General features: G+C 70.8%; 16 protein-coding genes. 12 read left to right on the top strand and 4 right to left on the bottom strand.

All coding sequences use genetic code 11. The features are described 5' to 3' along the window. Positions 1-154 precede the first annotated feature (154 nt). A complete protein-coding gene (locus tag IE272_RS17015) occupies positions 155-2,782 on the top strand; it encodes a RelA/SpoT family protein (protein ID WP_373304180.1) in 2,628 nt (875 codons plus the stop codon). A gap of 74 nt (positions 2,783-2,856) precedes the next feature. On the opposite strand, the gene IE272_RS17010 is transcribed toward IE272_RS17015, so the two are convergent. Together IE272_RS17010 and IE272_RS17005 are read right to left on the bottom strand one after the other, a co-directional pair. Beyond that, complete coding sequence (locus tag IE272_RS17010) at positions 2,857-4,086, bottom strand: DUF349 domain-containing protein (protein ID WP_050359388.1); 1,230 nt, start codon at positions 4,084-4,086, stop codon at positions 2,857-2,859. A gap of 226 nt (positions 4,087-4,312) precedes the next feature. After that, positions 4,313-5,104 (bottom strand): peptidylprolyl isomerase, encoded by a 792-nt coding sequence (locus tag IE272_RS17005; RefSeq protein ID WP_050359387.1) that lies wholly within the window; start codon positions 5,102-5,104, stop codon positions 4,313-4,315. Positions 5,105-5,253: 149 nt separating this feature from the next. On the opposite strand from IE272_RS17005, the gene IE272_RS17000 reads away from it, so the two are divergent. From IE272_RS17000 to IE272_RS16985, 4 genes are all read left to right on the top strand, one after another. Further along, on the top strand, positions 5,254-5,943 hold the full coding sequence (locus IE272_RS17000) for an MBL fold metallo-hydrolase (RefSeq protein ID WP_007457940.1): 690 nt from the start codon (positions 5,254-5,256) through the stop codon (positions 5,941-5,943). A gap of 15 nt (positions 5,944-5,958) precedes the next feature. Then, a complete protein-coding gene (gene hisS / locus IE272_RS16995) occupies positions 5,959-7,221 on the top strand; it encodes a histidine--tRNA ligase (RefSeq protein WP_190007205.1) in 1,263 nt (420 codons plus the stop codon). Positions 7,222-7,533: 312 nt separating this feature from the next. Further along, positions 7,534-8,172 carry a vitamin K epoxide reductase family protein gene (locus IE272_RS16990; protein WP_050359386.1) on the top strand — a complete coding sequence of 213 codons (639 nt, stop codon included), beginning with the start codon at positions 7,534-7,536 and terminating at the stop codon, positions 8,170-8,172. A gap of 72 nt (positions 8,173-8,244) precedes the next feature. Continuing rightward, on the top strand, positions 8,245-9,612 hold the full coding sequence (locus IE272_RS16985; protein ID WP_050359385.1) for a replication-associated recombination protein A: 1,368 nt from the start codon (positions 8,245-8,247) through the stop codon (positions 9,610-9,612). Between the two features lie 19 nt (positions 9,613-9,631). Here the strand turns inward: IE272_RS16985 and IE272_RS16980 are convergent, their stop codons facing one another. After that, on the bottom strand, positions 9,632-10,333 hold the full coding sequence (locus tag IE272_RS16980) for a DUF2470 domain-containing protein (RefSeq protein WP_073960308.1): 702 nt from the start codon (positions 10,331-10,333) through the stop codon (positions 9,632-9,634). A gap of 188 nt (positions 10,334-10,521) precedes the next feature. Between IE272_RS16980 and rpsD the strand changes: the two genes are divergently transcribed. Then, entirely contained in the window at positions 10,522-11,136 is a 615-nt protein-coding gene (gene rpsD, locus IE272_RS16975) for a 30S ribosomal protein S4 (protein ID WP_015607373.1), read from the top strand. 17 nt (positions 11,137-11,153) lie between these two features. Here the strand turns inward: rpsD and IE272_RS16970 are convergent, their stop codons facing one another. Next, positions 11,154-13,364: an ATP-binding protein gene (locus IE272_RS16970; protein WP_190007204.1), complete on the bottom strand. Its 2,211-nt coding sequence runs from the start codon at positions 13,362-13,364 to the stop codon at positions 11,154-11,156. 222 nt (positions 13,365-13,586) lie between these two features. On the opposite strand from IE272_RS16970, the gene IE272_RS16965 reads away from it, so the two are divergent. The 6 genes from IE272_RS16965 to IE272_RS16940 all read left to right on the top strand — a co-directional run bounded on the left by IE272_RS16965 (position 13,587) and on the right by IE272_RS16940 (position 20,304). Continuing rightward, positions 13,587-14,048, top strand: coding sequence for a DUF948 domain-containing protein (locus IE272_RS16965; protein WP_007457957.1), 462 nt, complete (start codon positions 13,587-13,589; stop codon positions 14,046-14,048). A gap of 7 nt (positions 14,049-14,055) precedes the next feature. Further along, positions 14,056-14,403, top strand: a complete 348-nt coding sequence (locus IE272_RS16960; RefSeq protein ID WP_050359381.1) for a DUF6167 family protein — start codon at positions 14,056-14,058, stop codon at positions 14,401-14,403. Then, a complete protein-coding gene (gene alaS / locus IE272_RS16955) occupies positions 14,403-17,072 on the top strand; it encodes an alanine--tRNA ligase (protein ID WP_073960310.1) in 2,670 nt (889 codons plus the stop codon). The genes IE272_RS16960 and alaS overlap by 1 nt, the downstream gene beginning before the upstream one ends. Before the next feature lie 8 nt (positions 17,073-17,080). Then, a complete protein-coding gene (ruvX, locus tag IE272_RS16950; protein ID WP_178798498.1) occupies positions 17,081-17,554 on the top strand; it encodes a Holliday junction resolvase RuvX in 474 nt (157 codons plus the stop codon). A 100-nt stretch (positions 17,555-17,654) separates the two neighbouring features. Next, positions 17,655-19,481, top strand: coding sequence for an endolytic transglycosylase MltG (gene mltG, locus IE272_RS16945; RefSeq protein WP_190007203.1), 1,827 nt, complete (start codon positions 17,655-17,657; stop codon positions 19,479-19,481). Further along, positions 19,474-20,304: a shikimate dehydrogenase gene (locus IE272_RS16940; protein ID WP_190007202.1), complete on the top strand. Its 831-nt coding sequence runs from the start codon at positions 19,474-19,476 to the stop codon at positions 20,302-20,304. The genes mltG and IE272_RS16940 overlap by 8 nt, the downstream gene beginning before the upstream one ends. Positions 20,305-20,360 lie beyond the last annotated feature (56 nt).

Genomic DNA, 20,360 nt, shown 5'->3' with positions numbered 1-20,360 from the left:
CCTGCGACGGACACCGAGCACGACGGATGGGCACCCGGGAACACCGGGTGCCCATCCGTCGTTGTGCGGGCTCCCACCGTCCCCGGGCGAGGTCCCGCCGGGGGATCGATACCATGGGCTCTCCGGGTACCCCGGATCCGCACGAGGAGCGCTCTTGCCAGACGAGGCCCAGTCAGCCGCCGCCCCGCAGCCCGACAAGCCCGTGGCGGCCCCCGCCACGCCGGAAAAGGCCGCGCCCTCGAACGCGCCGGAGCCCGCGCCCGCCGCCGGCGCCGTGCGCCCCCCGGCCGCCGCGAAGCCCGCCGGTCCGGCCGCCGCCCCTCCCGCGAAGCCCGCGGGCCCCGAGACGCCCCCGGACCCGGCCGGGACGACGGGCCCGGCGCAGCCGCCGGCCAGGAAACCGGCCGCCGCCGCGCCCAAGCCCCCGCCTCCCGGGCCCCCCGCGAAGGCCGGGGCCACCACCGGGGCCGCCTCGCGCACCGGCGGCTCCTCCAACCGTGTGCGGGCCCGCCTCGCCCGACTGGGCGTACAGCGCTCCAGCCCGTACAACCCGGTCCTGGAACCCCTCCTGCGTACGGTCAGGGGCAACGACCCCAAGATCGAGACGGCCACGCTCCGCCAGATCGAGAAGGCCTACCAGGTCGCCGAGCGCTGGCACCGGGGCCAGAAGCGCAAGAGCGGCGACCCCTACATCACCCACCCGCTGGCCGTCACCACGATCCTCGCCGAGCTGGGCATGGACCCGGCGACGCTGATGGCGGGCCTGCTGCACGACACCGTCGAGGACACCGAGTACGGCCTGGACACCCTGCGCCGCGACTTCGGCGACCAGGTCGCCCTGCTCGTCGACGGCGTCACCAAGCTCGACAAGGTCAAGTTCGGCGAGGCCGCGCAGGCCGAGACCGTCCGCAAGATGGTCGTCGCCATGGCCAAGGACCCCCGGGTCCTGGTCATCAAGCTCGCCGACCGCCTGCACAACATGCGCACCATGCGCTACCTCAAGCGGGAGAAGCAGGAGAAGAAGGCCCGCGAGACGCTGGAGATCTACGCCCCGCTGGCACACCGGCTGGGCATGAACACCATCAAGTGGGAGCTGGAGGACCTCGCCTTCGCGATCCTCTACCCCAAGATGTACGACGAGATCGTCCGGCTCGTCGCCGAGCGCGCCCCCAAGCGCGACGAATACCTCGCCATAGTGACCGACGAGGTCCAGGCCGACCTGCGCGCCGCCCGCATCAAGGCCACCGTCACCGGCCGCCCCAAGCACTACTACAGCGTCTACCAGAAGATGATCGTGCGAGGCCGCGACTTCGCCGAGATCTACGACCTGGTGGGCATCCGCGTCCTCGTCGACACCGTCCGCGACTGCTACGCGGCGCTCGGCACCGTCCACGCCCGGTGGAACCCGGTGCCCGGGCGGTTCAAGGACTACATCGCGATGCCCAAGTTCAACATGTACCAGTCACTGCACACCACGGTGATCGGTCCCAGCGGCAAGCCCGTCGAGCTCCAGATCCGCACCTTCGACATGCACCGCCGCGCCGAGTACGGCATCGCCGCCCACTGGAAGTACAAGCAGGAGGCCGTCGCGGGCGCCTCCAAGGTGCGCACCGACGTCCCCAAGAACACCGGGCGCGGCCAGGACACCGTCAACGACATGGCGTGGCTGCGTCAGCTCCTGGACTGGCAGAAGGAGACCGAGGACCCCAGCGAGTTCCTGGAGTCCCTGCGCTTCGACCTCTCGCGCAACGAGGTCTTCGTGTTCACGCCGAAGGGCGACGTGATAGCGCTGCCGGCCGGTGCGACCCCCGTCGACTTCGCGTACGCCGTCCACACCGAGGTCGGCCACCGGACCATAGGAGCACGCGTCAACGGGCGGCTCGTCCCGCTCGAATCGACGCTCGACAACGGTGACCTGGTCGAGGTCTTCACCTCCAAGGCGGCCGGCGCCGGACCCTCCCGGGACTGGCTCGGCTTCGTCAAGTCGCCGCGCGCCCGCAACAAGATCCGCGCCTGGTTCTCCAAGGAACGCCGCGACGAGGCCATCGAGCAGGGCAAGGACTCCATCGCGCGCGCCATGCGCAAGCAGAACCTGCCGATCCAGCGCATCCTGACCGGCGACTCCCTGGTCACCCTCGCCCACGAGATGCGCTACCCGGACATCTCCTCGCTGTACGCGGCGATCGGCGAGGGCCATGTCGCGGCGGCGGGCGTCGTGCAGAAGCTGGTCCAGGCGCTCGGCGGCCACGACGAGGCCAACGAGGACCTCGCCGAGTCCACCCCGCCCTCGCACGGCGGCCGCAGCAAGCGCCGCGCCAACGCGGATCCCGGCGTCGTCGTCAAGGGCGTCGAGGACGTCTGGGTCAAACTGGCCCGCTGCTGTACGCCCGTCCCCGGCGACCCGATCATCGGCTTCGTCACCCGGGGCAGCGGCGTATCCGTGCACCGCGCCGACTGCGTCAACGTGGAGTCGCTCTCGCAGCAGCCCGAACGGATCCTGGAGGTCGAGTGGGCGCCCACGCAGTCCTCGGTCTTCCTGGTCGCCATCCAGGTCGAGGCGCTGGACCGCTCCCGGCTGCTCTCCGACGTCACACGGATCCTCTCCGACCAGCACGTCAACATCCTCTCGGCGGCCGTCCAGACGTCCCGCGACCGGGTGGCCACCTCGCGCTTCACCTTCGAGATGGGCGACCCCAAGCACCTGGGCCACGTCCTGAAGGCCGTACGCGGCGTGGAGGGCGTCTACGACGTCTACCGGGTCACCTCGGCCCGCAGGCCCTAGCGGCGCGGCCCTGGCGGCGGCAACGGAAAGGCCCCGGTACGCGAGATGCGTACCGGGGCCTTCTGGCAGCCGTCTCAGCCGCCGAACTCCTCCAGGCCCTTGAGCGCCTGGTCCAGCAGCGCCTGGCGGCCCTCCAGCTCCTTGGCCAGCTTGTCCGCACGGGCGTTGTTGCCCTGGGCGCGGGCCGTGTCGATCTGGCCGCGCAGCTTGTCCACGGCGGCCTGGAGCTGACCGGTCAGACCCGCGGCGCGGGCCCGCGCCTCAGGGTTCGTCCGGCGCCACTCCGACTCCTCGGACTCCTGGAGCGTCCGCTCCACCGCCTGCATCCGGCCCTCGACCTTCGGGCGGGCGTCACGCGGTACGTGGCCGATGGCCTCCCAGCGCTCGTTGATGGACCGGAACGCGGCACGGGCCGCCTTGAGGTCCTTCACCGGCACCAGCTTCTCGGCCTCCGCGGCGAGCTCCTCCTTCAGCTTGAGGTTCTCGCCCTGCTCGGCGTCCCGCTCGGCGAAGACCTCGCTGCGGGCGGCGAAGAAGACGTCCTGGGCGCCGCGGAAACGGTTCCACAGGTCGTCCTCGGACTCGCGCTGGGCGCGGCCCGCCGCCTTCCACTCGGTCATCAGGTCGCGGTAGCGCGCGGCCGTGGTCACCCAGTCCGTGGAGCCGGACAGCGCCTCGGCCTCGGTGACCAGCTTCTCCTTGGCCTTGCGGGCGTCCTCGCGCTGGGCGTCCAGCGCGGCGAAGTGCGCCTTGCGCCGCTTGGAGAACGCCGAGCGGGCGTGCGAGAAGCGGTGCCACAGCTCGTCGTCCGACTTGCGGTCGAGGCGGGGGAGACCCTTCCAGGTGTCCACCAGTGCCCGGAGCCGCTCGCCGGCCGAGCGCCACTGCTCGCTCTGCGCCAGCTCCTCCGCCTCGGCGACCAGCGCCTCCTTGGCGTGCTTGGCCTCGTCGGTCTGCTTGGCCTTGAGGACCTTGCGCTCCTCGCGCCGCGCCTCGACCGTCGCGACGAGCGCGTCCAGCCGCTTGCGCAGCGCGTCGAGGTCGCCCACCGCGTGGTGCTCGTCGACCTGCTGCCGCAGATGGTCGATCGCCGTCGTCGCGTCCTTCGCCGACAGATCGGTGGTCTTCACCCGCCGTTCGAGGAGGCCGATCTCGACCACAATGCCGTCGTACTTGCGCTCGAAATAGGCCAGAGCCTCCTCGGGCGAACCGGCCTGCCACGATCCGACGACCTGCTCGCCCTCGGCAGTACGCACGTACACGGTGCCCGTCTCATCGACGCGGCCCCACGGGTCGCTGCTCACAGCGCCTCCTCCACCTGATGCCTGCGAGGGGGTTCGCCCCCCGGGCATCGTCCACAGTTTCCTGGGGCGGGCATCGCCCGCCCTGCACAACGCCAATCTAGGCGACCGGCCGCCCGGCTGTCCGCACTCAGCACGGCCGAAATTCTTCGCCCCGGTCCGGGGCAGCGCTCTGCCCCGCCGGTGGCCGCCCGGCCGGTCGCCGTACCGTCGGTTCCGTCCCGCCGGTTCAGCCCTTCTCGACCGAAGCCTTCTCGACCGTCACGGCCTTCTTCGGGGCGCCGTCGCCCGCACCGCCCTCGACGCCGGCCTCGCCGACCTTCTGGACGGCCTTCAGCGAGGCTTCGTCCATCGTGCCGAACGGGGTGTAGGTGGGCGGGAGCTTCGTCTCCTTGTAGACCAGGAAGTACTGGCTGCCACCGGAGTTCGGCTGGCCGGTATTGGCCATCGCCACCGTGCCGGGCGGGTAGACGACCGTACCGTCGGCGCCCGCCTTGCCGAGCGCGTCCAGGTTCTCGTCCGGGATGTTGTAGCCCGGACCGCCGGTGCCGTCGCCCTTCGGGTCGCCGCACTGGAGCACGAAGATGCCCTGGGTGGTCAGCCGGTGGCACTTGGTGTCGTCGAAGTAGCCCTTGTCGGCGAGCGCCTTGAAGGAGTTCACCGTCTCCGGAGTCTTCGCCGCGTCCATCGAGAACGCTATGTCGCCCTGGCTCGTCTTGAGCGACATCGTGTACTTCGCCTTTTTGTCGATCTCCATCGGCGGCGTGGGAGCCTTGCTCTCGCTCTCCGAAGGCTCCGGAGTGGGGCTCTGGCTCGACGCCGCGTCGCTCTTCTTGTCCTTGTCGTCGTCCTTGCCCGCCACGACGAACGCGCTCACGCCCACGACGGCGACCACGGCCACCGAGGCCGCGACGATCGCGGTGATGCGCCTCGTCCTGCTGCGGGCCTCCTCCCGGCGCTTCTGCTGGCGCTCGAACTTTTCCCGGGCGAGCTGCCGCCGCCGCTGTTCGCTGCTGGACACCGGTTGGGCTCCTTGTTACGTCGTGAGATGAGGGCCTGAGTTGCCCGTACCGTATATGGGTTACCTGTGTCATGAGGAGCGCCGGTAGGCTCTGATCTGCCGCATCCTTCGCCGCTGCCGCATCCTCCGGACGAACATTAAGGACGATCGTGCTCATTGCCGGGTTCCCCGCCGGGGCCTGGGGGACCAATTGCTACCTGGTCGCCCCCGCCGCCGGTGAGGAGTGCGTGATCATCGACCCGGGCCACCAGGCCGCCCAGGGCGTCGAGGAAACGCTGAAGAAGCATCGGCTCAAGCCCGTCGCCGTCGTCCTCACCCACGGCCATATCGACCACGTCGCCTCGGTCGTCCCGGTCTGCGGCGCCCATGACGTCCCCGCCTGGATCCACCCCGAGGACCGCTACATGATGAGCGACCCGGAGAAGGCGCTCGGCCGCTCGATCGGGATGCCGCTCATGGGCGAGCTGACCGTGGGGGAGCCGGACGACGTCAAGGAGCTGACCGACGGCTCGAAGCTGACCCTGGCCGGTCTGGAGTTCGGCGTCTCGCACGCGCCCGGCCATACCAAGGGGTCGGTGACGTTCGGGATGCCCGAGGCCGCGGACATTCCGCCGGTCTTCTTCTCGGGCGACCTGCTCTTCGCCGGCTCCGTCGGACGCACCGACCTGCCCGGCGGCGACCACGCCGAGCTGCTCGAGTCGCTGGCCCGTGTGTGCCTGCCGCTCGACGACTCGACCGTGGTGCTGTCCGGCCACGGCCCCCAGACGACCATCGGCCGCGAGCGCGCCTCCAACCCGTATCTGAACGGTCTGGACGCGGCGCCGCGCCGAGGAATGTAGACGAGAGACGTAATCGTGAGCACCTTTCAGGCCCCCAAGGGCACGTACGACCTGACCCCGCCGGACTCCGCGAAGTTCCTGGCGGTGCGCGAGGCCATCGCCGCCCCGCTGCGCGACTCGGGCTACGGCTACATCGAGACGCCCGGCTTCGAGGACGTCGAACTCTTCGCGCGCGGTGTCGGCGAGTCCACCGACATCGTCACCAAGGAGATGTACACCCTCACCACCAAGGGCGGCTCCCAGCTCGCCCTGCGCCCCGAGGGCACCGCATCCGTGCTGCGGGCGGCCCTGGAGGCCAACCTCCACAAGGCGGGCAACCTCCCCGTCAAGCTCTGGTACTCCGGCTCGTACTACCGCTACGAGCGCCCGCAGAAGGGCCGCTACCGCCACTTCTCGCAGGTCGGCGCCGAGGCCATCGGCACCGAGGACCCGGTCCTGGACGCCGAGCTGATCATCCTCGCCGACCAGGCGTACCGCTCGCTGGGCCTGCGCCAGTTCCGGATCCTGCTGAACTCGCTGGGCGACAAGGAGTGCCGCCCGGTCTACCGGGAGGCGCTCCAGACCTTCCTGCGGGACCTGGACCTCGACGAGGAGACCCGCCGCCGCATCGAGATCAACCCGCTGCGCGTGCTGGACGACAAGCGGGCCGACGTACAGAAGCAGCTCACCGACGCCCCGAAGCTCCGCGACTACCTCTGCGACGCCTGCAGGGCGTACCACGAGGAGGTCCGGGCGCTGCTCACGACCGCCGGCGTGGTGTTCGAGGACGACGAGAAGCTGGTCCGCGGCCTCGACTACTACACCCGTACGACCTTCGAGTTCGTCCACGACGGCCTCGGCTCGCAGTCCGCGGTGGGCGGCGGCGGCCGCTACGACGGACTGTCCGAGATGATCGGCGGCCCCGCGCTGCCGTCCGTCGGCTGGGCGCTCGGCGTGGACCGCACGGTCCTCGCGCTGGAGGCCGAGGGCGTCGAGCTCGACCTGCCCGTCGCCACCAGCGTGTACGCGGTCCCGCTCGGCGACGAGGCCCGCCGGGTGCTGTTCGGCGTCGTCACCGAGCTGCGCCGCGCGGGGATCGCCGCGGACTTCGCGTTCGGCGGCCGGGGTCTGAAGGGCGCGATGAAGAGCGCCAACCGCTCGGGCGCGCGCTACACCCTGGTCGCGGGCGAGCGCGATCTCGCCGAGGGCGTCGTCCAGCTCAAGGACATGGAGTCCGGCGAGCAGGGCCCGGTGCCGCTGGCCGATGTCGCGGCGGAGCTGACGAAGCGCCTCGGCTGACCGGGGCGTGAGCGGGGCGCGGGCGGCGGGACCTCGGTCCCGCCGCCCGCGCCTTTCTCGTCCACCGTCAACTCGGCGAGCGTGGATTCATCCTGGCCGGTGACCCCGACTTGGGGCCGCCCGCGCGGTCGGCGTCGCCGGACCGGTGCCGGGGACACGTACATCGTGCGTCGTCCCGGCCCCGCAGCCCCCGGAGTCCACCCGCAGGGGCGCTCATGTGCGCACACCTTTATGTCCATCGAACGGTTGATCCGTACGGGGGTACGGCACAATGACCTTGCCCGGCTGACCACTCGGTGATGGAACGGCGATATGACGACTGCAGCGGTAGACCACGATCTCTCCTCCGATCAGGACGAGGGCGGCCGCAAGCGCGCCTTCGGGGCCGGACGCGGTCTCGCCCTGCTCCTGGTGATCACCGGCGCGGCCGGGCTGCTGGCCTCCTGGATCATCACGATCGACAAGTTCAAGCTGCTGGAGGACCCCTCCTTCACCCCCGGGTGCAGCCTCAACCCCGTCGTCGCGTGCGGCAACATCATGAAGAGCGAGCAGGCCTCCGCGTTCGGGTTCCCCAACCCGATGCTGGGCCTGGTCACGTACGGCATGGTCATCGCCATCGGGATGGGCCTGCTCGCCGGCGCCCGCTACCGGAGCTGGTTCTGGCTCGGGCTGAACGCCGGGACGCTGTTCGGCGTCGGCTTCTGCACCTGGCTCCAGTACCAGTCGCTGTACAACATCAACTCGCTCTGCCTGTGGTGCTGCCTGGCCTGGGTCGCCACCATCGTCATGTTCTGCTACGTGACCACGCACAACGTCAAGCACCGCATCCTCCCGGCCCCGGCCTGGCTGCGCGGCGGGCTCACCGAGTTCCCCTGGGTGCTTCCGGTGATGTGGATCGGGATCATCGGCATGCTGATCCTGACCCGCTGGTGGGACTTCTGGACCAGCTGACGGTCACCTGCCGATCTCGTAGGCGGTCCGCCCCCGACGGTGCTGTCAGTGGGGTCGCATAGGCTTCATGACGTGGAGCCCGACCTCTTTACCGCAGCAGCCGAAGACCGCCAGGAGAAGGACCCGTCCAGCAGCCCCCTCGCTGCCCGGATGCGTCCCCGTGTCCTCGACGAGGTCGTCGGCCAGCAGCATCTGCTGAAGCCGGGCTCGCCGCTGCGCCGCCTCGTCGAGGGGAGCGGCGGCCCGGCCGGCGCGTCCTCGGTCATCCTGTGGGGCCCGCCCGGCACCGGCAAGACGACTCTGGCGTACGTGGTCAGCAAGGCGACCAACAAGCGCTTCGTCGAGCTCTCCGCGATCACCGCGGGCGTCAAGGAGGTCCGGGCCGTCATCGAGAGCGCGCGCCGCGCCACCGGCGGCTTCGGCAAGGAGACCGTCCTCTTCCTGGACGAGATCCACCGCTTCTCCAAGGCCCAGCAGGACTCCCTGCTCCCCGCGGTGGAGAACCGCTGGGTGACCCTCATCGCCGCCACCACGGAGAATCCGTACTTCTCGATCATCTCCCCGCTGCTGTCGCGCTCCCTGCTGCTCACCCTGGAATCGCTGACCGACGACGACCTGCGTGATCTGCTGCGGCGGGCGCTGACCGACGAGCGGGGGCTCGGCGGGGCGGTCACCCTGCCGGAGGATGCCGAGGCGCATCTGCTGCGCATCGCGGGCGGCGACGCGCGCCGGGCCCTGACGGCGCTGGAGGCCGCGGCGGGCGCGGCCATCGCCACGGGCGAGGCGGAGATCACGCTGGAGACGCTGGAGGCGACCGTCGACCGCGCCGCCGTGAAGTACGACCGTGACGGCGACCAGCACTACGACGTCGCCAGCGCGCTCATCAAGTCGATCCGCGGCTCCGACGTGGACGCCGCTCTGCACTACCTGGCCCGCATGATCGAGGCGGGGGAGGACCCGCGCTTCATCGCCCGCCGGCTGATGATCTCGGCCAGCGAGGACATCGGCCTGGCCGATCCCACCGCGCTGCCGACCGCCGTGGCCGCCGCCCAGGCGGTGGCCATGATCGGCTTCCCGGAGGCGGCGCTCACCCTCAGCCACGCCACCATCGCCCTGGCGCTCGCCCCCAAGTCCAACGCGGCGACGCTGGCGATCTCCGCCGCGCAGGACGACGTGCGCAGGGGGCTCGCGGGGCCCGTCCCGGCCCATCTGCGCGACGGCCATTACAAGGGCGCGGCCAAGCTCGGCCACGCCCAGGGCTATGTCTATCCGCACGACGTGCAGGGCGGCATCGCCGCCCAGCAGTACGCCCCGGACGCGGTCCGCGACCGGCAGTACTACACCCCCACCCGCTACGGCGCCGAGGCGCGGTACGCGGACGTCGTCGAGCGCGTCCGCGAGCGTCTGGGCCGTTCCGGCGAGAGCGCGGAGCCGTCCTAGGGCCGAGGCGGCCGCCGGATCAGGACGCGGCCGCCTCGAAGAGCGTGTGCATGGCGCGGCGCAGCTCGACGACGTCGCGGACCGGCTCGGGGAACTCGAAGCGGGCGTCGAAGCAGGAACCCTGGTCCTCGACGAAGCGGACCCGCAGCCCGAAGCGGTCCAGGGCGACCGGCACGGCCGTGGGCTGGTGGGAGGAGCAGGCGCGGGCGGTGCGCTCGCCCAGCAGACCGCACAGGGTGCGCATCTGCTCGTCGTGGGCGGAGTGCAGATGCTGGAGCAGCTCCGGCTCGTGGAGGACCAGCGGATCGGGAGCCGCGTCCCGGAAGTCCTCCGGCTCGATGTCCTCGGCGCCCCAGAGGTCGTCCACGTACGCCTCGCCGAACTCCAGGCGCAGCATCATCCGGCCGGGCTGGGCCAGGCCGGGGACGGAGGTGAGCCAGCCGGAGACCCACGCCCGGCCGCGGATCCGGTGCGGTACGGAGACCGGAGCGACGTCCGTGATCTCCAGCACGGCGGTCAGTTCGTCGCCCTGCGCGTGCGTCGCGGCCCGAACTGCCGGGGAATCCGCGGGGAATTCGAGGAACAGGTCGCCCTCGGGGCCCACGCTCCTGCTGTCCGGGATCAGGGGTTCGGCAGGGGCCAGATCGAGCCCCGGTACGACGAGCAGCGCGGAGCAGGTACTCTGTACGAGAGTTCGTGTGCGCTCGGCTGCTGACGGCATCCGAGTGTTTTCAAGCCCGCTGGGACGCGGCTGACCACGATCAGATCGGCCTTCCGTCGTAGCAGCACCTTCTGGTGTGCTGCCGCTGTCTGTGCTGTCCGTGACGTGAGTGGTGTTCCCAGGGCGAGACATGCGATCTCCTTGAGTAAGGTAAGCCTAACCTAACCTACAACGGAGGTCTGGAGAACGTGCCTAACCAGTCGCGTCCCAAGGTCAAGAAGTCGCGTGCCCTCGGCATCGCTCTGACGCCGAAGGCTGTCAAGTACTTCGAAGCTCGTCCGTACCCGCCGGGCGAGCACGGCCGTGGCCGCAAGCAGAACTCGGACTACAAGGTCCGTCTGCTGGAGAAGCAGCGCCTGCGTGCGCAGTACGACATCAGCGAGCGCCAGATGGCGCGCGCCTACGACCGTGCCAAGAAGGCCGAAGGCAAGACGGGCGAGGCGCTGGTCGTCGAGCTCGAGCGCCGCCTCGACGCCCTGGTCCTGCGTTCGGGCATCGCCCGCACCATCTACCAGGCCCGTCAGATGGTCGTCCACGGCCACATCGAGGTCAACGGTGGCAAGGTCGACAAGCCGTCCTTCCGCGTGCGCCCCGACGACGTCGTCCAGGTCCGCGAGCGCAGCCGCACCAAGGTCCCCTTCCAGGTGGCCCGCGAGGGTGGCTACGACACCGACGGTGAGACCCCGCGCTACCTCCAGGTGAACCTGAAGGCCCTGGCCTTCCGCCTGGACCGGGACCCGAACCGCAAGGAGATCCCGGTGATCTGCGACGAGCAGCTCGTCGTCGAGTACTACGCCCGCTGATCCAGGCGTAGCCGCTCTCACCAGCGCTCCGGCCCGCCCCTCCCTGTCATCCGGGAGGCGGCGGGCCTTCGCGTTCCCCCGGATCCGCCCGTCGGTGCCCCGCCCGTTCCCGGCCCGTCCGCCGCCGAGGCCGGTCCGCCGCCGGCCAGGGCCCGGTCGACCGCGGCCCCCGGATCCAGCCGCCGGCCCGCCCGCAGCCCCTCCTCGTACGCCGCGTTGCCCAGCTCCCGGCGCGCCTGCTCCTCGCACTCCGCCCGGGGCCGCCCGTAGAACGCCGAGCCGAACAGCTGCAGGCCCACCGACGGCCAGATGCCCTCCGCCGCTCCCTGGAGCACGGCGGCCTCCCCGGCGTCCCCCTCCACCACCGTCACCAGGGCCAGCAGCTCCAGCGACAGCACCGTGCCCAGCAGATCGTTGAACGTCCGGCCGATCGTCAGGCACTCCCCGAGCATCTGCCGCGCCCGGGCGGGCCGCCCCCGCCGCAGCGCCGCGTACGCCAGGACGTACAGCGCGTACGCCAGCGCCCACCGCTCCCCGTGGTCCTCGCAGATCTCCCGGACCTCGTCGCAGATCGTCGCCGCCGCGTCCAGATCGCCGAGGAACGCCACCGCCATGGCCAGCTCCACCTGCGCCATCAGCACATTGCTGTTCAGCTCGCCGACCTCGCGGTACCGGCCGAGCGCGTCGCGGAGCAGCTCCTCGGCGCGCGGCATGTCGTCGGTCACGATCGCCAGGCACCCCGTGCGGTGCACCGCGTACGCCAGTGCCGTCGCGTCCCCGGAGCGCTCGGCCTCCTCCCGGCACTCCTGGAGCGCCGAGATCGCGCCGACCGCGTCGCCCTGCAGCACGGCCACATAGCCCAGCACCCACAGCACCTTCAGCCGTGCGGCATCGTGCGGGGCCGGCTCCTCCAGGACGTGGTCCAGCCAGTGCCGCCCCTCGGACAGCCGCCCGCAACCGGCCCAGTAGAACCACAGGGTGCCCGCCAGGTACTGCGCCAGATGCACCTCGTCGGGGCTCTCCATCGAACACTCCATCGCTCGGCGCAGATTGGGCAGCTCGCTGTCGATCCGCGCCGCCACCTCCGCCTGGCGCGGACTGAACCAGTCCAGCTCGCACCAGGTCGCGAGCCCCAGGAACCAGTCCCGGTGCCGACGCCGCAGCCGCGGGGCGTCCCCGGCGGCCGCCAGCCACTGCGCCCCGTACTCGCTGACCGTGTCCAGCAGCCGGTAGCGGGCGCCGGCCGGGCCGTCCTCCCGCTCCACCACCGACTGGGCGAGCAGCTCGTCCAGCACATCGAGCACCGAGTCGGCCGGCAGATCCGCCCCGCCGCAGATGTACTCGGCGGCCTCCAGGTCGAACTGCCCGGCGAACACCGAGAGCCGCGCCCACAGCAGCCGTTGCTCGGGCGTGCACAGCTCATGGCTCCAGCCGATCGCCGTTCGCAGCGTCTGATGGCGGGGCGGCGCGCCGCGACGGCCGCCCGTCAGCAGCCGGAACCGGTCGTCCAGGCGCAGGAGCACCTGCTCCACCGAGAGCGCGCGCAGCCGCCCGGCCGCCAGCTCGAGGGCCAGCGGAATCCCGTCGAGGCGGCGGCAGAGCTCCAGCACGGCCGCCCGCTCACCCGCCGTCGGCTCCCAGCCCGGCCGCACCCCGCGCGCCCGCTCGGTGAAGAGCTCCACGGCGTCCCCGTCGGACATCGGGGCGAGCGGGAACGTCCGTTCCCCGTCCACCCGGAGGGGGCAGCGGCCGGCCGCGAGCACCTGGAGGCGCGGGGCCCGGCGCAGGAGCTCGGTGACGAGGTCGGCGCAGGCATCGACGAGGTGCTCGAAGCCGTCGATCACCAGCAGCGTCCGGCGCTCGGAGAGATGTTCGACGAGGACGGCGCGCGGGGGTCTGCTGGTGTGATCGGTCAGCCCCAGCGCGTCGATCAGGGCATGTTCCAGCAGGTCGGGATGGCGGACGGCGGACAGCTCGGCCAGCAGGACCCCGTCGCAGTACCGTTTCTCCCGAAGTGCGGCGACCCGGATGACGCACCGGGTCTTGCCCACGCCCGCCACTCCGGCGACGGTGACGAGCCTGGACTCCTCCAGCAGCCCGCCCAGCTCGGCCAGTTCGTTCTCGCGCCCCAGGAAGGGGTTCAGTTCGGCAGGGAGGTTGCCGGGCGCCGCCGCGGGGCGGGCGTCCGGATCGCCGGAATTCGGGCAGGGGTCCTGCAGGCGTCGCATAAAACACGGAGCGTACTGGCTTGAAAGCTCTCCGTACAATCTCGTTATGGCAACTCCCGCCCGGCCCGCGGAGAATGCGGTAGGGGAGGAGATGCGCGGCGCGATAGGCTCGTGCGACGACGATCGGGCGCGCGGGCCGAGGCCCGGACGCGACCGACGGAGACAGGACCCGGCAGGGTCCGATCGACGAGCAGAGAGCGGTGCACAGTGTCCGGTGGAGAGGTGGCCGGGATCCTCGTGGCCGTCTTCTGGGCGATCCTGGTCTCGTTCCTCGCCGTGGTGCTGGTGAGGCTCGCCCAGACGCTCAGGGCGACCACCAAACTCGTGGCGGACGTGACCGACCAGGCCGTTCCGCTGCTGGCCGACGCATCGGCGACGGTGCGCTCCGCGCAGACCCAGCTCGACAAGGTCGACGCCATCGCGAGCGACGTCCAGGAGGTCACCTCCAACGCCTCCGCGCTCTCCACCACCGTCGCCTCCACCTTCGGCGGCCCTCTCGTCAAGGTCGCCGCGTTCGGCTACGGCGTACGGCAGGCCCTCGGCCGCCGCACCGCTCCCGAGCCCGAACCGGAACCGGCGCGGGGCCGAGGCTCCGCCCGCCGCACGGTGATCGTCGGCCGGACCGTACCCTCGGCGCGCGGACGCAGGCGCGAACGCCGAAATGCCCGCGGACAGAAGGACTGATCGAGCGATGTTCCGCCGCACGTTCTGGTTCACCGCCGGCGCAGCCGCCGGTGTGTGGGCCACCACCAAGGTCAACCGCAAGCTCAAGCAGCTGACCCCCGAGAGCCTCGCGGCGCAGGCCGCGGACAAGGCGATCGAGGCCGGTCACAAGCTCAAGGACTTCGCCCTCGACGTACGCGAGGGCATGGTCCGGCGCGAAGCCGAACTGGGCGGCGCCCTGGGCCTGGAAGCGCCGGTCGACCCCGACCTTCCCGTACAGCGGCACTTCGCCGTCGAAGCGGCCGAACCGCCCGCGACCACGCACACGTACCGCAAGCTCCCCTACAACTCGAACAACCGGAATGAGGACCACTGATGGAGTCGGCTGAAATTCGCCGCCGCTGGCTGAGCTTCTTCGAGGAGCGCGGTCACACCCCCGTGCCTTCGGCGTCGCTCATCGCGGACGACCCGACTCTGCTGCTGGTCCCCGCGGGCATGGTCCCCTTCAAGCCGTACTTCCTCGGCGAGGTCAAGCCGCCCGCGCCGCGCGTCACCAGCGTGCAGAAGTGCGTCCGTACGCCGGACATCGAAGAGGTCGGCAAGACCACCCGCCACGGCACCTTCTTCCAGATGTGCGGCAACTTCTCCTTCGGGGACTACTTCAAGGAAGGCGCCATCCAGCTCGCCTGGGAGGCGCTGACCAACTCCGTCGAGGACGGCGGCTACGGCCTCGACCCCGAGAAGCTCTGGATCACGGTCTACCTCGACGACGACGAGGCCGAGCAGATCTGGCGCGACAAGATCGGCGTTCCCGCCGAGCGCATCCAGCGCCTGGGCAAGAAGGACAACTTCTGGTCCATGGGCGTCCCCGGACCCTGCGGCCCGTGCTCGGAGATCAACTACGACCGCGGCCCCGAGTTCGGCGTCGAGGGCGGCCCGGCCGTCAACGACGAGCGCTACGTGGAGATCTGGAACCTGGTCTTCATGCAGTACGAGCGCGGCGCCGGCGACGGCAAGGAGGACTTCCCGATCCTCGGGGACCTGCCGTCGAAGAACATCGACACCGGTCTCGGCCTCGAACGCCTCGCCATGATCCTGCAGGGCGTACAGAACATGTACGAGACCGACACCCTGCGCGTCGTCATGGACAGGGCCACCGAGCTGACCGGCGTCCGCTACGGCGCCGAGCAGGGAACGGACGTCTCGCTCCGCGTCGTCGCCGACCACATCCGTACGTCGGTGATGCTCATCGGCGACGGCGTCACCCCCGGCAACGAGGGCCGCGGCTACGTGCTGCGCCGCATCATGCGCCGCGCCATCCGCAACATGCGCCTCATGGGCGCCACCGGCTCGGTCGTGAAGGACCTGGTCGACGTCGTGATCGACACGATGGGCCTCCAGTACCCGGAGCTGATCACCGACCGCAAGCGCATCGAGACGGTCGCGCTCGCCGAGGAAGCCGCCTTCCTCAAGGCCCTCAAGGGCGGCACCAACATCCTGGAGACCGCCGTCACCGAGACCAAGGCCGCCGGCGGCCAGGTCCTCGCCGGCGACAAGGCGTTCCTGCTCCACGACACCTGGGGCTTCCCGATCGACCTCACCCTGGAGATGGCCGCCGAGCAGGGGCTCTCCGTGGACGAGGACGGGTTCCGCCGCCTCATGCAGGAGCAGCGCGACAAGGCCAAGGCCGACGCCCGCGCCAAGAAGACCGGTCACGCCGACCTGTCCGCCTACCGCGAGGTCGCCGACAACTCCGGCGCCACGGAGTTCACCGGCTACACCTCCACCGCCGGCGAGTCCACCATCGTCGGCCTGCTGGTCGACGGCGTGCCCTCGCCCGCTGCCACCGAGGGTGACGAGGTCGAGGTCGTCCTCGACCGCACCCCCTTCTACGCGGAGGGCGGCGGCCAGCTCGCCGACACCGGCCGCATCCGGCTCGACACCGGCGCCGTGATCGAGATCCGCGACGTCCAGAAGCCGGTCCCCGGCGTCCATGTGCACAAGGGCGTCGTCCAGGTCGGCGAGGTGACGGTCGGGGCCCCCGTCTTCGCCTCCATCGACAACACCCGTCGCCGCGCCATCGCCCGCGCCCACAGCGCCACGCACCTCACGCACCAGGCGCTGCGCGACGCTCTCGGCCCGACGGCCGCCCAGGCCGGCTCGGAGAACTCGCCCGGCCGCTTCCGCTTCGACTTCGGTTCGCCCGCCGCCGTCCCCGGCACGGTCCTCACCGACGTCGAGCAGCGGATCAACGAGGTCCTCTCGCGGGAACTCGACGTCCAGGCCGAGGTCATGTCCATCGACGAGGCCAAGAAGCAGGGCGCCATCGCCGAGTTCGGCGAGAAGTACGGCGAGCGGGTCCGGGTCGTCACCATCGGCGACTTCTCCAAGGAGCTGTGCGGCGGCACGCACGTCCACAACACCGCCCAGCTGGGTCTGGTGAAGCTGCTCGGCGAGTCCTCCATCGGCTCCGGCGTGCGCCGTATCGAGGCCCTCGTCGGCGTGGACGCGTACAACTTCCTCGCCAGGGAGCACACGGTCGTCGCCCAGCTCCAGGAGCTGGTCAAGGGCCGTCCCGAGGAGCTTCCCGAGAAGATCGCGGGCATGCTCGGCAAGCTCAAGGACGCCGAGAAGGAGATCGAGAAGTTCCGCGCGGAGAAGGTCCTTCAGGCCGCCGCCGGACTCGTCGAGTCCGCCAAGGACGTCCGAGGCGTCGCCCTGGTCACCGGCCAGGTCCCCGACGGCACCTCCGCCGACGACCTGCGCAAGCTGGTCCTCGATGTGCGCGGACGCATCCAGGGCGGCCGGCCGGCCGTCGTGGCCCTGTTCACCACGGCCAACGGCCGCCCGCTCACCGTCATCGCCACCAACGAGGCCGCCCGCGAGCGCGGTCTCAAGGCCGGTGACCTCGTGCGCACCGCCGCCAAGACCCTCGGCGGCGGTGGCGGCGGCAAGCCGGACGTCGCCCAGGGCGGCGGCACGAACCCGGCCGCCATCGGCGACGCCGTCGCCGCGGTCGAACGCCTCGTCACCGAGACGGCGTGACGAGCGCGATGACGCAGATGCGCCGAGGCCGGCGGCTCGCCGTCGACGTCGGGGACGCCCGGATCGGGGTCGCCTCGTGCGACCCCGACGGGATCCTGGCCACGCCGGTGGAGACCGTGCCGGGACGTGACGTCCCGGCCGCCCACCGGCGGCTCCGCCAACTCGTCGAGGAGTACGAGCCGATCGAGGTCGTCCTCGGCCTGCCGCGCTCCCTCGGCGGCGGCGAGGGACCGGCGGCCGTCAAGGTCCGGGAGTTCGCCCAGGTGTTCGCCCGCTCGATCGCACCTGTTCCGGTGCGGCTGGTGGACGAGAGGATGACCACAGTGACGGCGGCTCAGGGGATGCGCGCCTCGGGCGTGAAGTCCAAGAAGGGCCGGTCTGTCATCGACCAAGCTGCCGCTGTGGTGATCCTTCAGAACGCTCTGGAGTCCGAACGGGCGTCAGGCAATCCCCCGGGTGAGGGCGTCGAAGTGGTTGTCTGATCGCGATACGGTAACGTTCCGCGCGATGCGGCGGTGTTCGAACAAACACCGCACAGCGAAGCGAAGAGACGGAACGTCGTCTCGCGGCTCTAGGGGATCGATGACTGAGTATGGCCGGGGCCCCGGCTCCGAACCGTGGCATCCCGAGGACCCCTTGTACGGGGACCAGGGATGGGGAGGCCAGCAGGCCGCCCACGGCCAGGGCCAGTACGGCGACCAGCAGCAGTCCTATCCGCAGGACCCGTACGCCCAGCAGCACCAGAACCATCAGCAGTACCCGCAGCAGCAGCCGTACGACCAGCATCAGCAGTACGGTCAGCAGCAGAGCCACCAGCAGCAGAACCCCCAGCAGTACGGCACGCCTCAGCAGGACCCGTACGCCCAGCAACGCCAGAGCCACCAGCAGCAGAACCACCAGCAGTACGGCACGCCCCAGCAGGACCCGTACGCCCAGCAGCCGGGTTCCCAGCCGCAGTACAACGGCGGCTGGGACACCGGGCAGCAGGCCGCGATGCCGTACGGGGGCGAGCCCCAGGACCCGTACGCCCAGCAGCCCGGTGGCTACGACGCATCGCAGGACTACTACGGCACCCCTGAGGCCTACCCTCCGCCGCAGCCTCCGGGCCGCCGCGACGCCGCAGCCGAACAGCAGCAGCAGCAACAACAGCAGCCGTCGACGGACTGGGACCCGGACGAGCCGCAGGAAGAGACGCACCCCTTCTTCACCGGTGCGGACGAACCGGCCGGCCGCGAGCCTCGCGACGACGACGATGACCCGGACGACGACGGATCGCGTGCCTCGCGCCGCGACCGGGGCGGCAGCGACCGCCGGGGCGGCAAGGGCAAGAAGAAGAGCCGCAGCGGAGTTGCCTGCCTGGTGGTCTCCGTCGTCCTGATCGGCGGCCTCGGCGGCGTCAGTTACGTCGGTTACACCTTCTGGAAGAAGCAGTTCGGCGCCCCGGCCGACTACGCGGGGGAGGGAACCGGCCAGGTCGAGGTGGAGATCCCCGAAGGGTCGCTCGGCTACGACATCGCCAACATCCTGCGCAAGAAGGGCGTCATCAAGTCCTCCGACGCCTTCGTCGCCGCGCAGAACGACAACCCCAAGGGCAAGCTGCTCCAGGCCGGCGTCTACCTCCTGAAGGAGGAGATGTCCGCCGCCAGCGCGATCGAGCTGATGCTCGACCCCAAGAGCCAGAACGCTTTCGTGATCCCCGAGGGCACCCGCAACGTCGCGGTCTACGCGAAGATCGACGAGCGGCTGGAACTGGAGAAGGGCACCACGGCGAAGATCGCCAAGACCAAGGCGGAGTCCTTCGGGCTGCCCGACTGGGTGGACGACAATCCGGATGTGAAGGACCCGCTGGAGGGCTTCCTGTACCCGGCCGCCTATCCGGTCTCCAAGGGATCGAAGCCCGAGGACGCGCTGAAGCGGATGGTCGCGCGGGCCAACAAGGAGTACGAGAACATCGACTTCAAGGCCACGGCCAAGAAGTACAACCTCGACGGGCCGTGGCAGGTGCTCACGGTGGCGAGCCTGGTGCAGGCGGAGGGCCTCACGCACGACGACTTCCGCAAGATGGCTGAAGTCGTCTACAACCGCCTCGAACCCGACAACATCATCACCAACCGCAAGCTCGAATTCGACTCGGCGTTCAATTACCTCAACAACCAGAGCAAGATCAAGATCAGCTCCAAGGAGATCCGGACCAACCCGGATCCGTACAACACCTATTACCACGAGGGCCTCCCGCCGGGGCCGATCAGCAACCCGGGCATGGATGCCATCAAGGCGTCGCTCAACCCGACCACGAACGGCTGGATGTTCTTCATCTCGCTCGACGGCAAGAAGACCGACTTCACGAAGACCGTCGAGGAGCACGAGAAGCTGAACGACAAGTTCAAGGAGCAGCAGGGACTTGGCTGATATTCGCCGCCGGGCCGCCGTCCTCGGTTCGCCCATCGCCCACTCCCTCTCCCCAGTCCTGCACCGCGCCGCGTACGCAGAGCTGGGCCTCGACGACTGGTCCTACGACCGGTTCGAGGTCGACGAGGCGGCGTTGCCGGGCTTCGTCGCGGGGCTTGACGCCTCCTGGGCCGGGCTGTCGCTGACCATGCCGCTCAAGCGGGCGATCATCCCGCTGCTCGACGAGATCAGCGCGACGGCCGCATCGGTGGAGGCCGTCAACACGGTCGTGTTCACCGAGGACGGCCGACGGGTCGGTGACAACACCGACATCCCCGGCATGATCGCGGCCCTGCGGGAGCGCGGGATCGACAAGGTCGACTCCGCCGCCGTCCTCGGCGCCGGAGCCACGGCCTCCTCCGCGCTCGCCGCGCTCGCCGCGGTCTGCGCGGGCCCGGTCACCGCCTATGTGCGCCGCCCCGAGCGCGCGGCCGAGATGCGGGCCTGGGGGGAGCGGCTCGGCGTCGACGTCCTGATCGCCGACTGGGCGGACGCGGCGGCGGCCCTGGGCGCGCCGCTGGTCATCGCCACCACCCCGGCGGGCGCCACCGACGCCCTGGCCGGTTCCGTGCCGGGCACCCCCGGCATCCTCTTCGACGTGCTGTACGAGCCGTGGCCCACCGCGCTCGCCGCAGCCTGGTCGGCGCGCGGCGGTGCGGTCGTCGGCGGACTCGACCTCCTCGTGCACCAGGCCCTGCTCCAGGTCGAGCAGATGACCGGCCGGGTCCCGGCGCCGCTGGCCGCCATGCGGCAGGCCGGGGAAGCCGCGCTCGCGGCCCGCTGACGGGGCCGCCGGCCGGCGCCGCCCGTCCGTCTGCTGGACCGGCGGCCGGATCGTCC

The organism is Streptomyces anulatus (assembly GCF_014650675.1).
In the GTDB taxonomy this organism is placed as follows: Bacteria; Actinomycetota; Actinomycetes; order Streptomycetales; family Streptomycetaceae; genus Streptomyces; species Streptomyces anulatus.
Note: the sequence above shows the minus strand (reverse complement) of the source record. Positions and strands in the feature narration are given on the sequence as shown.